Genomic DNA, 14223 nt, shown 5'->3' on the forward strand with positions numbered 1-14223 from the left:
TCTGGCGGGGAGGGTAGATCCCTGTCATCTTCTCCGCACCCGCTGCCGCCCGGAGGCGCCGATGATGTCCGAGCTCGCGCTCCTGCCGAGTGCCCGCACGCTGCGCCGGTGGGACCTCGCCGCCGTGCTGGTCGCCGCCGTGTTCACCGTGCTCGGCGTGCTCGCGGGGATCCAGATCTGGCAGGTCGCCGACCTGCACCTCGGCGTCCTGAGCGCGGCGGACGCACTCGACGCGACCGCGCGCGCCGTCGGGTCGCTGGGTCAGGTCCCGTTCGTCGGGTCCCAGGCCGCCCAGCTCGCCGACGAGATCCGCGGCACCGCGCAGCAGGCCCGCGAGGGCGCGCTCGCGGCCCGCGGCGACGTGCAGTCCCTCGCGGTGCTCGTCGCCCTGATCGTGGTCGCCCTCGGGCTGCTGCCGGGCCTGCTGGTCGTCCTCCCGGTGCGGATCGCCCGCGGGCGCGAGCTGCGCGGGCTGCGCCGCCGACTCGCCGGCACACCCGATCCGACGCTCGCGGCGCACCTGGCCCACGCCGCGTTGCGTCGCGTGCCCTACCAGGACCTGCTCCGGGTCAGCGCCCAGCCCTGGCGGGACGTGGCCGAGGAACGCCACCAGCACCTCGCCGCGGCCGAGCTGCGGCGACTCGGCGTACGCCCGCCCGACGCCTGGGCGGGGTCCGGGCACCCGGCGGCACCGCCCGTCCGGCAGGCCTGACGCCGGGATGTCCACGCCGCCGCCCGAACGGCCCGCACGCCGGCAGCACCGGTTCGCCTCCCGGTTCGCCCGGGCCGTCGTCGCGCTGCGCTGGCTGGTCCTCGCCGCCGCCGTGCTCGGCGCGGTGGCCGCCGTCCGGCTGCTGCCGGGGCTCGCCGGGTCGAACGCGGGGCTCTCCGGTCTCGTGGGCGAGGACAACCCGGCCATCCAGGCGCAGGTCGACGCCGTCCAGCGGTTCGGCCTGCCGTTGCTGTCCCGCACCACGGTGGTGCAGCACGACGCCTCGGGCCTGGACCCGTTCGTGCAGGCCGACACGGTGCTGCGGGCCCTGGAGGTCGCCCGCAAGACCGTGACCGGTGACGCCGGCACCGGGGCCGAACCCGTGCCCGACGAGCTCCTGCTCGCGTACCCGCTGGTCAACAGCCCGCTGCTGTTCCCCGGGGTGGATCCCGCCTACACCACGGTCGTCAGCTACCTGTTCATCGCGCCGACCGCGAACCTCGGCGAGCAGGACGTGATCGCCGGGCAGTACGCCGACAGCCTGGAGCAGCCCGCCGGCGGGCTCCTCGGGGTGACCGGGACGATCCCGGTGCAGGTCGCCCAGGGGCGGCTGGTGACCGAGTGGCTCCCGGTGGTGGAGCTGGCGACGCTCGCGGCGATCGCGCTGATCGTGGGGCTGGCCGTCCGCTCGGTGCTGGCCCCGGTGGTCACGCTGGCGACCGCGGCTCTCGGCTACCTCCTCGCCGACCGCCTGATCGGCTGGTTCGGCGAGGCCACCGGGGCGGCTGCGCCGAGCCAGCTGCAGCCCGTGGTGGTCGCGTTGATCCTCGGCATCTCGACCGACTACTCGATCTTCTTCCTCCTCGCGTACCGGCGCCGGCTGCGGGAGGGCGACCCGCCGAAGGACGCCGCCCGTGCGGCCGTCGCGGAGTACCTGCCGATCGTCGCCGTCGCCGGCCTCACCGTCGCCGCCGGGGTGTCGACGCTCGTCGTGGCCGAGTCCGCGCTGTTCCAGGCCTTCGGGCCGGGGCTGGCGATCGCCGTGCTGGTCGGCCTGGCCGTGTCCACCACGGTGACCCCCGCCCTGATGGCCGTGCTGGGCCGGGGGACGTTCTGGCCGGGGTCCGCACCACGGCCGACCGCCGCGCAGCCGGAGGGGCGCGCCGTCGTGCGGACCGGACTCGTGCGGATCGTCCGCCGGCGTTGGGTCGCGGCGCTGGTCGCGCTGGCCGGGTTGGGCGTGCTGGTCGCGGCGACCCTCCCGGCCGTCGGGCTGCGCACCGCCGTGTCGCCGGTCGACGCCCTGCCGGCCGACGAGCCGGCGCGGGTGGCCGCCGAGGCCGCCGGCGAGGGCTTCGCCCCCGGCGTGATCGCGCCGACCGCCCTCGTCGTGGCCGAACCCGGGATCTCCGCGGACCGGGCGGCGCTCGACCGCCTCGGGCGGCTCGTGGAGGCCCGACCGGGCGTCGCCGAGGTCCTCGGCCCCGGCGACCAGCCGCTGCCCTTCGCGCTCGGCCTCTTCCTGGCCCCCGACGGCGGCGCGGCCCGCTACCTGGTCGTGCTCGACGACGACCCGCTCGGTGCCGAGGCCATCGACACCCTGCGTGACCTGCGCGAGCAGATGCCCGCACTGCTGGCGGAGGCCGGCCTGCCCGGGGCCGAGGTCTCCTACGCCGGCGACACCGCGCTGGGGCTCTCCCTGGTGGACACGGCGGAGTCGGACCTCGTCCGGGTCGCGATCGCGGTGGCCGTGGTCGACCTCCTGCTGCTCGTCGTGTTCCTGCGGGCCCTGGTGGCGCCGCTCTACCTGCTGGCCAGTTCGGTGCTCGCCGTCGGGGCGACCCTGGGCATCACGACCTGGTTCTTCCAGGACGTCCTCGGCCAGGACGGGGTGATCTTCTACGTGCCGTTCGCCGCGGCGGTGCTGCTCGTGTCGCTGGGCTCGGACTACACGATCTTCAGCGTGGGCTACATCTGGGAGGAGGCCCGCACCAGACCCCTGGGCGAGGCCCTCGCCGTCGCCGTCCCGCGCTCCACCCGGGCGATCAACGTCGCGGGCGTGACGCTCGCGGTGAGCTTCGCGCTCGTGACGCTGATCCCCGTGTCCCCCTTCCAGGAGCTCGGTTTCGCCGTCGCGGTGGGCGTCCTCATCGACGCCTTCGTGGTCCGGTCGGTCCTGGTGCCCTCGCTCGTGTCCCTCGTCGGCCGGGCGAGCGGCTGGCCCGGCCGGCGGCTGGCCCGGCCGGTGGACCCGGACGCAGTGCGGACGGCGCCCGGCCGCGGGGACGAGGCCCCGGCGGGAGGCCCGACCTGACGATCGCCCTTCGAACCCCGGCCGCGGTCCGGGTACGGCCCACGGAGCGGGTAGGCGCGGGAGGAGACCGGCGCCGGCGTGGCGTCGGGGAAGGGAGTGTCATGAAACCGTTTCGAGGGTCGGTCGTGGCCGCCGTCGCCGCCGCCTCCTGCCTCACACTGGCCGGGTGCGCCGGGGACACGGTGCCGGGCGCCGCGGCCCAGACCACCGCGACGGCCCCGGCGCCGACCGACGGCTCGGGGCAGCCGCAGGCCGACACGGTGGCCTGGGCCGGGCAGGTGTGCTCGGCGCTCGCGCCCGTCTACCAGTCCCTCGGTGCGCCACCGCAGCCGGATCTCAACGACCTCGCCGCCACGCGCGACGCCTACCTCACCTACTTCGAGAACGCCGGGTCCGCGGCCGAGCAGGCGGCGAACCAGATCGGGCAGGCGGGAGCGCCGCCCACCGACAACGGGGCGGCCGTGCGCGACGACCTGCAGGCGCAGCTCAACGATCTGCGCGACAACCTGACGGCCGCGCGTGACCAGTTGGCCAACGTCGACACCAGCGATCCCGCAGCCGTCGCCGACGCGGTCCGGTCCGCCGGCCAGACCGCGGCCGGCGCCGGCGACGCGGCGCAGGTGCGCGACACGCTGAACAACGACCCCGAGCTGGCCGCGGCGGTGCAGCAGGCGCCGGAGTGCGCGGACCTGCCCCTCGGCCAGCCCGGCTCCGGGGGCTGACACGACCCCGCCCCGCCCGGCGGGTGCCCTCACGGACCCGCCCGGGCGGGGTGCTCGGGCGGCGTCGGGAGGAGTCCGACCCGGACGGTCAGCTGATGGCGCGGCGGGCCCGGCGGCGGGAGAGCTCGTCCTCGGGTGCCTCGTCGACCGAACCGCCGTCGGCGCGCTCGACGGGGAAGTCCTTGATCGAGCCGCTGATCTCGCGCATCGCGCCCGACACGGCGATGCCGAAGACGCCCTGGCCGCCCTGCAGCAGATCGACGACCTCCTCGGGCGAGGTGCACTCGTAGACCGTGGTGCCGTCGGAGAAGAGCGTGATCTGGGCGAGGTCCCGGATCCCGCGGCGGCGCAGGTGCTCGACCGCGACCCGGATGTTCTGCAGGGACACCCCGGCGTCGAGCAGGCGCTTGACGACCTTGAGGACCAGGACGTCCTTGAAGGAGTAGAGCCGCTGCGACCCGGAGCCGGCCGCCCCGCGGATCGAGGGCACGACGAGCCCGGTGCGGGCCCAGTAGTCCAGTTGCCGGTAGGTGATGCCGACGACCTGGCAGGCGGTGGGGCCCCGGAACCCGACGAGCTGGTCCGGCAGGCCGTCGAGGCCTTCCCCGACCAGCGGGTCCGGGAAGAGCTCGCCCTGCTCGGGCCCGTCGGACGACGACCCGTCCACGGCACTCCCTCCGCCGGCCGGGACCTCCTGTCCCGACGACCACTCACCTGATGACGGAGCCGACCGTAAGCGCGCCGACGCCCACGGTCAACGCGCCACGCCGCCGTACGCCCTGCTCACCCGGGCGTGTCGGCGATCGGCCGTCACCCCTCGGCCGGGGTCGGGCCCGTCCGGGCCCTTCCGACGGCCGGAGCCCACCCGGGGATCAGCCCGGCTGGGCTCCGCGGAAGTCCTCGGGGGACACCGAGTCGAGGAACTCGCGGAACTTCTCGACCTCGTCCTCCTGCTCGTCCGGGATGACCAGCCCGGCCTCGGAGAGCACGCTCTCGTCGGCGTGGATCGGCACCCCGACGCGGAGCGCGAGCGCCACCGAGTCACTCGGTCGCGCGGACACGGTGATCCCGCCGTCGAAGATCAGCTCGGCGTAGAACGTGCCCTCCTGAAGATCGGTGATCCGCACCTGTTCCAGCCGCCGCCCGAGCGCGCCGATCACGTCCTTCAGCAGGTCGTGGGTCAGCGGACGGGCGGGCTTGACCCCCTGCTGCTCCAGCGCGATCGCAGTGGCCTCGACCGAGCCGATCCAGATCGGCAGGTAGCGGTCGCCCTGCGTCTCCCGCAACAGGAGGATGGGCTGGTTGGCGGGCAGTTCGACCCTGACTCCCACGACGCGCATCTCGCTCATGCGCCCGCCTCCTCACCCTGGGGTCCGACATGCTCGACGCTACACGGGCGACCGGTGCTTCGCGCGCCTCCGGACGGGCGTCGGCGGTGACTTTTCCGACCCGCAACGCCTCCGCGCCCGGTCAGCCCTCCGTCCCGGGCTCGTGCCCGGTGAGGAAGACGAGCCGGAACTTCCCGATCTGGACCTCGTCGCCGTTGGCGAGCACCGCCGTGTCGACGGGTTCCCGGTTGACGTAGGTCCCGTTCAGGCTGCCGACGTCGACGACGACGAACTCGCCCGAGTCGCGCCGGAACTCCGCGTGCCGCCGCGAGACGGTGACGTCGTCGAGGAAGATGTCGCTGTCCGGGTGCCGCCCCGCACTCGTGGTCGGCCGGTCCAGCAGGAAGCGCGACCCGGCGTTCGGGCCCCGGCGCACGACCAGCAGGGCCGAGCCGGGCGGCAGCGCGTCGACCCCCGAGACCGGCTGCTCCCGGGCGGGCGGCTCGACATCGGCCAGGAAGTCCGCCCGGAAGACCGACGTGGTCTCCGGGGAACGCTCCGGCGGAACGCCGGGCCCGTCGTTCGTGGTCACCTCGGGGTCTCCTCCTGCGTGGTGCGGTCCCGGCCGCGCCGCTGGAAAGGCGACGCGGGGGCTTGCTGTCGTGCGGCCGCCCGGCACGACCGCCCGAACCTATCGTGCCGGGGCCGGGCGCGGGGGCCGGGGGACGGGGCTAGGGGGCGTCTGGTGGATCATCCGCCGCGGTCTCGGCGCCCGGACGACCCCTGGCTGCGTTGTCGCCGGGTGCGAATACGCCCGGTATGAGGACCCGGCTCCGCCTTGCCAGGAGCCGCCCGGATCACCGAGGCCCATCGACGGTGATCCACCAGACGCCCCCCCTAGGCGCCCTCGACGAGCTGCCGGTAGGCGGCCGCGTCGAGCAGGCCGGCGAGTGCCTCCGCGCCGCCCTCGCCGAGCTCGAGCTCGACGATCCATCCGTCGCCGTAGGCCGCGGAGTTGATCAGCTCCGGGGTGTCCTCCAGCGCCGTGTTGACGGCCACGACCTCACCGGCGAGCGGGGCGTAGATGTCCGAGACGGACTTGGTCGACTCCACCTCGCCCATCGCGTCGCCCTGCGCGACGGTGTCGCCCACCCCGGGAAGCTGCACGAACACGACGTCGCCGAGCTGCTCCTGCGCGTGGTCGGTGACCCCGACCCGTACCCGGTCGCCGTCGAGGACCCGCACCCACTCGTGGGCCTCGGTGTACCGCAGGTCGTCCGGCGTGGCGGTCTGCTCGGCAGTCACGCTGCGCAGCCTAGACCTCGGGGCGTGATCGGTCGGAACGGACCGGGCCCGCGCGCATCGCCAGGACGAACTGCGCGAGGTACAGCAGGCCGGACCACAGGTAGAGGGCCACGCCCCAGGCCGCGAAGGCGTAGCCGAACGGGCGGGCGAGCTCGCCCCAGAACCCGGTGCGGGTGCCCAGCAGCAGGAGCGGGAAGGCGTAGAGCAGCAGGAACGTCGCCGCCTTGCCGAGGTAGATCACCGGGAACGGACCGTAACCGTGGCGGCGCAGCACCCCCACGCAGACGCCGAGCACGAGGTCGCGGCCCACGAGCACCGCCACCACCCACCAGGGCACGATCCCGCGGACGCCGAGCGCGACCAGCGCCGCGAGGATGTAGAGCCGGTCGACGGCGGGGTCGAGCATCTCCCCGAGCCGCGAGTACTGGTTCAGCAGGCGGGCGAGCTTCCCGTCCGCCCAGTCGGTGATCCCACCGACGGCGAGCACGAGGAGCGCCCAGCCGTCGGCGTGCGGTCCGAGCAGCAGCCACAGGAACAGCGGGACCCCGGCGAGACGCAGCACGCTGAGGAGGTTGGGGACGGTGAGCACCCGCTCCTGCCGGATCACCCCTGTCACGACGGGGAGGGTACCGGTGGTGATCGCACCCGCCGGCGGGCCACGATGTCCCCATGGACGCCACCCGGCTGCGCGACGTGCAGGCCCCGCTGAAGAAGCAGTACCAGGAGGACCCGGGTTCCGCCGTGGTCACGCTGCACGCCGACGGCGAGCTCGACGGCACCGGCATCGCCTGCCGGGTCCGCACCGCCGGCGCGATCGCGGGCGCCCTGGCGGAGGCCGGCCTGCACCCCGCCACCGGCGGCGACGGCACCCAGCTGTGCTCCGGCGACATGCTCCTCGAGGCGCTGGTGGCCTGCGCCGGGGTCACGATGCGGGCGGTGGCGACGTCGATGGGCCTGGAGGTCTCCGGCACCGTGCGCGCCGAGGGCGACCTGGACTTCCGCGGCACCCTGGGCGTCGACAAGGAGGCGCCCGTCGGGTTCCGCGACGTCCGGCTGTCCTTCGCGCTGGACACCACCGCCGACGAGGACCAGGTCGCGCGCCTGGTCGCGCTCACCGAGCGGTACTGCGTGGTGCTGCAGACCATCAAGGGCAACCCGCACACCGAGGTGGCCGTCACCACAGCCCGGTAACGTCGCGGCATGGCAGGACCCGAGACGAGCGCGGCAGGACCCGAGACCGGACCGCAGACCACGGGAGCGCAGGTGCTGCTGCGCACCCTCGTCGATGCGGGCGTCGACGTCTGCTTCGCCAACCCCGGCACCTCCGAGATGCACCTGGTGGCGGCGCTCGACGCCGAGCCGCGGATGCGGGCGGTGCTGACGCTGTTCGAGGGCGTGGCCACCGGCGCCGCGGACGGCTACGCGCGGATGGCGGACAAGCCGGCCGCCACGCTGCTGCACCTCGGACCCGGCCTGGCCAACGGCACCGCGAACCTGCACAACGCGCGGCGGGCCGGCACCCCGGTGGTCAACGTCGTCGGCGACCACGCGCTCGACCACAAGCCGCTCGACGCCCCGCTGGAGTCGGACGTCGACGCGCTGGCCGGCACCGTCTCGGCGTGGGTGCACCGCAGCACGGCCACCGCGGACCTGGGCCGGGACGCCGCCGACGCCGTGGCGGCCGCCGGCGGCCCGCCGCCCGCCGTGTCCACCCTGCTCGTGCCCGCCGACGTCGCGTGGACCTCGGCGACCGGCCTCGAGCCGGGCACCGTCGCGCCCCCGGGCGCTCCGGGGCGCGGCGCCCTCGACGCCGACGGCCTGGAGTCCGCGGCCAAGGCGCTCTGGTCCGGCGAGGCCTGCACCCTGCTGGTCGGCGGCACCGGCCTGCGGGAGCGCGGTCTGGTCGCGGCGCACCGGATCGCGGTCGCGACCGGTGCCCGGGTGCTCGCCGAGTGCTTCCCGACCCGGATGGAACGCGGCGCGGGCGTCCCGCGGGTCAGCCGGCTCGCCTACCCCGGCGACGTGGCCGCCCGCCAGCTCGCCGGCACCGCGCACCTCGTGCTCGCCGGGGCCCGCGCCCCCGTGACCTTCTTCGGCTACCCCGGCAAGCGCGGCGACCTGGTGCCGGAGGGGGCCACCGTGCACCGGGTCACCGAGCTCGGGGCGGCCGGGACGGTCGCCCTGGAGGCGCTCGCGGACCTGGTCGCCGGCGACGTCACGGACGTGCCGCGCGCCGAGCCCGCCCGGCCCGCGCTGCCCACCGGACCGCTGACCGTGGAGTCCGCCGCCGCGGTCGTCGGGGCGCTGCTGCCGGAGGGCGCCGTCGTCGTGGACGAGGCCGTCACCTCGGGCTTCCCGCTGCCGGAGGCGACGGCCGGGGCGCCGCGCCACGACTGGCTCACGCTCACCGGCGGGGCCATCGGGTTCGGTCTGCCGGCGGCCACCGGCGCCGCCGTCGCGTGCCCGGACCGGCCCGTGTGGTGCCTGCAGGCGGACGGAAGTGCGATGTACACGATCTCGGCGCTGTGGACCCACGCGCGGGAGAACCTCGACATCACCACCGTGGTCTACGACAACGGCGCCTACGCGATCCTGCGCGGGGAGCTGCTCGGTGTCGGCGCGTCCCTGCCGGCGGACTCCCCCGCCCGCGCGCTGCTGGACCTCGGCGGGCCCCGGCTGGACTTCGTCGCGCTCGCCACCGGGATGGGGGTCCCCGCGGTACGGGCGACCACCGCCCAGGAGTTGGCCGAGGCACTCCGCCGGGCGGCGGCCGAGCCCGGGCCCCACCTGGTCGCCGCGCAGGTGCCGCCATTGGTCCCGTGACGCGACCGCCGGTCCCACCGTTCGTCGCCGTGTCGTGGCGCTTCGGCGCGGGTACCCCGGGTCACAGGGCCGACGACCCCCCGTCACGGCCGTAGGGTGGCGATCTGGTCACGAGCAGCGAGCGAGAGACATGAGCGTGCGAGCGGCAGAGGATCTGGCGTCGGGCGACCACGCCTGTGCCGTGCCGGTCAGCGACGAGCAGCTCTGGGAGCTCACGGCCCGTTTCCTCGCCGGCGGGCTGCACCGCAACGAGAAGGTCGTCTACTTCGACGACGGCACCTCCGAGCGCGTGCTGGAGCGCCTGACCGAGGACCGGATGCCGGTCGCCGCCACCCTGCGCAGCGGCCAGCTGCAGGTCGTGCCCGTGGACGTGACCCGGGGCGCGTTCCGCTCCCCCGTGGCCGACGTCCGCGCACTGCTCCACTCCTACGTCGACGGCTCGGTGGCCCAGGGTTGGTCGGGCTTCCGGATGACCGGCCAGCTGAGCTACGGCGCCGATGCGCCCGCCGGCGTCCCCATGACCGCCTACGACGCCGCGCTCGACGACGTCGCCCGGGAGCGCCGGCTCACCGTCCTGTGCCTCTACGACCACGGGCACTACTCGCCGGAGCAGATCGAGCGGATGCGGGCGGCCCACCGTGAGGAGCTCGTCTCCCCCGCCGCCTACGACGACGGTCTGCTGCGGATCACCCAGACCGGCGCCACCGCGGTCCGGCTGGCCGGCGAGGCCGACCACAGCAACCGGCCGGTGATCCACAAGCTGATCACCGACACGCTCGACCGGGCGCTGCGCTCGGCGGACGCGCCCACCGACATCGAGCTCAACCTGGCCTCGCTGCGCTTCGTCGACGTCGCCGGCGCGGTCGCCCTGGTGCACGCGGCCGAGGAGTTCCCGAGCAGCCACCGGCTGGTGCTCGGCGACGTCCGGCCGGGCGTGCAGCGGGTGCTCGACCGGTGCGGCGCCCCGTTCGCGACCCAGCTCGTGGTCCGCGGGGCGCAGCAGCCACCCGCCCGGTTGCCCCGGCCGGCGGACGAGCCGCACGGTCCCCGGGAGCGGCGGCTCGCCGGGGCCGGCCGTGGCGCCGGGAACGGATCCGGCGCGCGGATCTCCGACGCCGGGCCGACGGACACGGGGGCGACGGACACGGGGGCGACGGACACGGGGGCGACCGCTACGGGGGCGACCGACACCGGGAAGACCGGCGCGCCCCTCGCACCAGGGGCGGACGAGCCGCCCGAGGCCGTGCCCGAGCGGGAGGGGGCGGCACGATGAGGATCGAGTCCCGGGTGCCCGCGCACACCCGGCTGCGGCACGCGCTGGAGCTGCACGACGGACCCGCGGACCAGCTCACCCGGGCCGTCGCCTTCGCCCGGACCACCGTCCGCCGGGGTGAGCAGTTCGCGGTGGCGGCGCCGACCGCCGTCGAGAAGGCCGTGTTCGAGGCGGTCGGGCACGCCGGCGTCGCCGCGCTGACCGCGCCGTACGGGCCGTCCGGCGGCTCCGGGCAGACGACGGCCGCGACCTGGGCCCGGGAACTGCGCTCGCTCGTGCAGAGCGACGCCGGGGTCACGGTGCTGTGCGCGCACGACCCGGTGCACGACGGTGTCGACGGGAGCTACTGGACCGAGCTCGACGCCGCCCTCAACGTCTCCCTGGCCGACCTGCCCGTCGACCTCGTCTGCCTCTACCCGGCCTGGCCGCTGCACCTGGAGGTGCTCGAGGGCGCCCGGGCGAACCACCCGTACCTGCTCGAGGCCGGCACGCTGCGGGAGAACCCGGCGCACCACTGCCCGCTCGAGGTCCTGCGCGGGCGCGACCGCGCGGCGCCGCAGGTCCTGGGGCCGCCGGACGTGACGTACCGGTACAACTCCTGGCAGCTCCACGAGGTCCGCCGGATGGTCGCCCGGCTCGCGCCGGCGCTGGGGTTCGACCCCGTTCGCTCCGAGGACCTGGTGCTCGCCGTCAACGAGATCGCCACCAACGCCGTCGAGCACGGGGCGCCGCAGGCGGAGATCCAGCTGTGGGCGACGGCGGGCGGGCTGGTGTGCGAGGTCCACGACACCGGGCGGCTCGGCGAGCCGCTGCCGGGCCTGACCGCCCCGCACCCCGCGGAGCCCCGCGGGCGCGGGGTGTGGATCGCGCGGCAGCTCTGCGACCTGCTGCACGTGTGGCAGGACCGCGCCGGCACGCACGTGCGGTTGCACGCGACGCCCTGAGCGCGGGAACCACCCGTGTCGATCGGGTGGCAGGGGTGGCCCGACCGGGTCGCGAGTCGTGGGTTAAGATCGCTTCCGGGCGTCACCACTACGGCGGTACCTGCGGCTCGTCGATAAGGTACTCGGAGATCGTAACTGTGACGAAACAGCCTCTTGGCAATCCAGGTCGTCCGGAGAACACTGTTCGGCGGCACGGAGCCCACGAGGCGTGCCCACGGGTCACCAGTCGAGTACCACCACAAGTCGGGAAAACCATGTCTGACGGTCACCGCCGATCCCTCACGGAGTGCCCGGGCCACCGCATCACGGTGCTCGGGTCGTTCGGTCTCACCTCGGACGGCGCCACGGTGCCGTTGAGCGTGGACTCCCGCCGCGTCGTCGCCTACCTGGCCGTGCACCGCCGGCCGCAGCGGCGCAGCGGCCTCGCCGCCGACCTGTGGCCGGGTGTCCCGGCCGAGGCCGCGCACCGGCTGCTCGCGGAGGCGGTGAGCGGCATCGACGTACCGGGCCTGCTCGTGGGCGACGCGGGCGACGAGGCCGCCCCGCTGGTCCTGGCCGACGAGGTCGAGGTGGACCTGTCCGACGCGATGCTCCTGGTCCGCGCCTTCTCCGGCGGCGGCCGGCTCACCGACCGTCCCGCGGTCGACCTGCTGACCGAGGACATCCTGCCCGCCTGGACCTCCCCGTGGATCGCCGTCGAGCGCGAACGTTTCCGCCAGCTCCGGCTCGCCGCGCTGGAGGAGGTCTCCCTGAAGCTCACCGCGACCGGTCTGTTCGCCGACGCCGTGGAGATCGCCGAGATCGCCGTCGCCGCCGCCCCCAGCCGGGAGAGCGCGCGCCGGGCCCTGATCGAGGCGCTGCTGGCGAAGGGCGACGTGGTCGAGGCGGTCGCCCAGTACGACGCGTTCCAGGAGCTGTTGCGCACCAGCGTCGGCCCGGAGAGCGCGGGTCTCGAGGGCCTGTTCCCGCCCGCCGCCGCCTGGCCGATCCGGCCCGCGATGGGCGGGTTCCGCCGCCCGGTGCAGCGGTCCGCGGTGGTCCTGCCCGGCCTGCGCGCCGCGCGGCCGGCCACGCCCGGCGCCTCGCGCCGCCTGCTCGCCGGCGGCTCGGTGCCCGGCCGCTGAGCCTGCTCGTCCGACCCACCGGACCCCGGTCGCTCCCGCGGCCGGGGTTCCGGCGTTCTCGGGGACGTGTGCGGCGGCGCTGCGCCGGGGGACGGCCGGTTGCCGCTCAGCCGGGGACGGCCAGCTCCAGGCAGACCTCGGTGCCGCGGCCGGTGGCGACGACGTCGATCCGGGCGGCCAGGGCGCGGATCATCGGCAGCCCACGGCCGCGGTCGCGGACCGCGCCCGCCGACGCCGGACGCCAACGGCCCTGGTCGGAGATCCGCGCGGCGATCACGGTGCCCGACCGGCGGCGGCGCAGCTGCAGGTCGACCTCGACCGGCCCGGGCGGCCCGCCGCGGTAGGCGTGGTCCACGACGTTGGCCGCGGCCTCTCCCACCGCGAGCAGCAGGTCGACGAGCACGTCGGCGGGCAGGCCCGCACGCCGGCCCCAGCGGGAGACGGCGCTGCGGATGCCGGAGAGCTCGTCGGCCAGCGCCGTACGGACGATGCGCAGCTCGTCCGGGACCGCCCGCGCCGGCCGGACCGCGGAGACCGACGCGGCGGGCGCGGCCGGGAAGCCGCCGTGCGGGCCGTGCACGTTCACGAGCGGAGTGCCCCCGGGGAAATCGACGGTGGCGCACCGGGTTCGGCCGCCTCGCCTGGTATCCCCCGACGCCGCGCGCGGCAAACAGGTGCCCTTCGGGAAGGGTGGCGGGGACCGCTCTCCTAGCCGTGGAAGCGGGGCGGCCGCTTCTCCCCGAAGGCGGTGAGTCCCTCCGCCCCCTCCGGACCGGCCGCACTGGCCGAGATCGAGGCCGCCTCGGCGTCGAGATGGGTGCGCAGGTCGTGGTCGAAGGTCCCGGCCAGGAGGCGCTTGATCCGCCCCAGCGCCGCGCTCGGACCCTGGGCGAGGCGGTAGGCCGTGGCCTCCGCCTCGGCGGTCAGCTCGGTGTCCGCGACCAGCATCGACGCGATGCCCAGCGACAGCATGTCCTCGGCGCCGAGCACCTGGTCGGTCAGCAGGATGTGCCGCGCCCGGGCCAACCCGACGATCCGCGGCAGCGTCCAGCTCATCCCGCCGTCGGGCGAGAACCCGATCGCGGGGTAGGCGGGCCGGATCCGCGTCGAGGCACCGACGACGACCACGTCCGTGGCCAGCACCAGGCTCATCCCGGCACCGGCGGCCCATCCCTGCACGCCGGCCACGGTCGGGACGGCGCACCGCACGTACGCCTCGAGCATCTCGTGGAAGTGGTCGGCGACCTCGCGGACGAATGCGCCGCGGTCCTCCGCCGCGGCGAACGACCGGACGTCGCCGCCCGCGCAGAAGTTGCCGCCGTCGTGGGCGAGCTGCACCGCGCCGACGCCGCGCTCGGCCGCCTCCTCGGTGGTGCCCAGGCCGCGCAGCGCCTCGGCGACCTCGGACAGCGCCCCCCGGTCGAGCGCGCCGGCCTTGCCCGCCGTCACCCGGCAGCGCAGCACGCGTCCGTCCTGCGCGACCACCGGACTGCCGCTCGCACCGCTCATCCCAGCCACTCCTCACCCGGGGCGCGTCCCCGTCGACCCCGGCAGACTAACGGTCAGCACTGACCGGAGGGAACGATCATGCCGGGTGAGGCACCCGACACCGGGCCGCTCAGGCCAGCGTCCGCAGCTTCGGGACGACGTCCTCGGCGAACTGGCCGAGGAACCGCTC

The 14223-nt window shown here is 75.5% G+C and carries 15 protein-coding genes; 8 read left to right on the forward strand and 7 right to left on the reverse strand.

The features are described 5' to 3' along the window. Positions 1 to 61 precede the first annotated feature (61 nt). The 3 genes from ACL02T_RS32320 to ACL02T_RS32330 all read left to right on the forward strand — a co-directional run bounded on the left by ACL02T_RS32320 (position 62) and on the right by ACL02T_RS32330 (position 3748). Positions 62 to 712, forward strand: a complete 651-nt coding sequence (locus tag ACL02T_RS32320) for a hypothetical protein (protein ID WP_412834608.1) — start codon at positions 62 to 64, stop codon at positions 710 to 712. Positions 713 to 719: 7 nt separating this feature from the next. Then, positions 720 to 3026, forward strand: coding sequence for an MMPL family transporter (locus ACL02T_RS32325; RefSeq protein ID WP_412834609.1), 2307 nt, complete (start codon positions 720 to 722; stop codon positions 3024 to 3026). 101 nt (positions 3027 to 3127) lie between these two features. Further along, positions 3128 to 3748 (forward strand): hypothetical protein, encoded by a 621-nt coding sequence (locus ACL02T_RS32330; RefSeq protein WP_412834610.1) that lies wholly within the window; start codon positions 3128 to 3130, stop codon positions 3746 to 3748. Positions 3749 to 3836: 88 nt separating this feature from the next. On the opposite strand, the gene ACL02T_RS32335 is transcribed toward ACL02T_RS32330, so the two are convergent. The 5 genes from ACL02T_RS32335 to clsA form a co-directional block, all read right to left on the reverse strand. Continuing rightward, positions 3837 to 4415: a MerR family transcriptional regulator gene (locus ACL02T_RS32335; protein WP_372462991.1), complete on the reverse strand. Its 579-nt coding sequence runs from the start codon at positions 4413 to 4415 to the stop codon at positions 3837 to 3839. A gap of 205 nt (positions 4416 to 4620) precedes the next feature. Continuing rightward, a complete protein-coding gene (locus ACL02T_RS32340; protein WP_379562937.1) occupies positions 4621 to 5097 on the reverse strand; it encodes a bifunctional nuclease family protein in 477 nt (158 codons plus the stop codon). A gap of 121 nt (positions 5098 to 5218) precedes the next feature. Next, a complete protein-coding gene (garA, locus tag ACL02T_RS32345; protein WP_412834611.1) occupies positions 5219 to 5668 on the reverse strand; it encodes a glycogen accumulation regulator GarA in 450 nt (149 codons plus the stop codon). Between the two features lie 305 nt (positions 5669 to 5973). After that, a complete protein-coding gene (gene gcvH, locus ACL02T_RS32350; RefSeq protein ID WP_412834612.1) occupies positions 5974 to 6381 on the reverse strand; it encodes a glycine cleavage system protein GcvH in 408 nt (135 codons plus the stop codon). A gap of 10 nt (positions 6382 to 6391) precedes the next feature. After that, a complete protein-coding gene (gene clsA, locus ACL02T_RS32355; protein ID WP_412834613.1) occupies positions 6392 to 6997 on the reverse strand; it encodes a cardiolipin synthase ClsA in 606 nt (201 codons plus the stop codon). Positions 6998 to 7050: 53 nt separating this feature from the next. Here clsA and ACL02T_RS32360 point away from each other — a divergent pair, with 53 nt between their 5' ends. From ACL02T_RS32360 to ACL02T_RS32380, 5 genes are all read left to right on the forward strand, one after another. Continuing rightward, positions 7051 to 7572 (forward strand): OsmC family protein, encoded by a 522-nt coding sequence (locus ACL02T_RS32360; protein ID WP_412834614.1) that lies wholly within the window; start codon positions 7051 to 7053, stop codon positions 7570 to 7572. A gap of 9 nt (positions 7573 to 7581) precedes the next feature. After that, positions 7582 to 9204, forward strand: coding sequence for an acetolactate synthase large subunit (locus ACL02T_RS32365; RefSeq protein ID WP_412834615.1), 1623 nt, complete (start codon positions 7582 to 7584; stop codon positions 9202 to 9204). A gap of 130 nt (positions 9205 to 9334) precedes the next feature. Continuing rightward, positions 9335 to 10477, forward strand: a complete 1143-nt coding sequence (locus tag ACL02T_RS32370) for an MEDS domain-containing protein (protein WP_412834616.1) — start codon at positions 9335 to 9337, stop codon at positions 10475 to 10477. Next, entirely contained in the window at positions 10474 to 11421 is a 948-nt protein-coding gene (locus ACL02T_RS32375; protein ID WP_412834617.1) for an ATP-binding protein, read from the forward strand. Before ACL02T_RS32370 ends, ACL02T_RS32375 begins: the two co-directional genes overlap by 4 nt. 254 nt (positions 11422 to 11675) lie before the next feature. Beyond that, positions 11676 to 12545, forward strand: a complete 870-nt coding sequence (locus ACL02T_RS32380) for an AfsR/SARP family transcriptional regulator (protein ID WP_412834618.1) — start codon at positions 11676 to 11678, stop codon at positions 12543 to 12545. A 106-nt stretch (positions 12546 to 12651) separates the two neighbouring features. Here the strand turns inward: ACL02T_RS32380 and ACL02T_RS32385 are convergent, their stop codons facing one another. Both ACL02T_RS32385 and ACL02T_RS32390 read right to left on the reverse strand, forming a co-directional pair. Then, entirely contained in the window at positions 12652 to 13131 is a 480-nt protein-coding gene (locus ACL02T_RS32385) for an ATP-binding protein (protein WP_412834619.1), read from the reverse strand. Between the two features lie 122 nt (positions 13132 to 13253). Further along, on the reverse strand, positions 13254 to 14054 hold the full coding sequence (locus tag ACL02T_RS32390; RefSeq protein WP_412834620.1) for an enoyl-CoA hydratase/isomerase family protein: 801 nt from the start codon (positions 14052 to 14054) through the stop codon (positions 13254 to 13256). Between the last annotated feature and the right edge of the window lie 169 nt (positions 14055 to 14223).

Origin of the sequence: Pseudonocardia oceanicola, assembly GCF_047200735.1 — a bacterium.
Taxonomy (GTDB): domain Bacteria; phylum Actinomycetota; class Actinomycetes; order Mycobacteriales; family Pseudonocardiaceae; genus Pseudonocardia.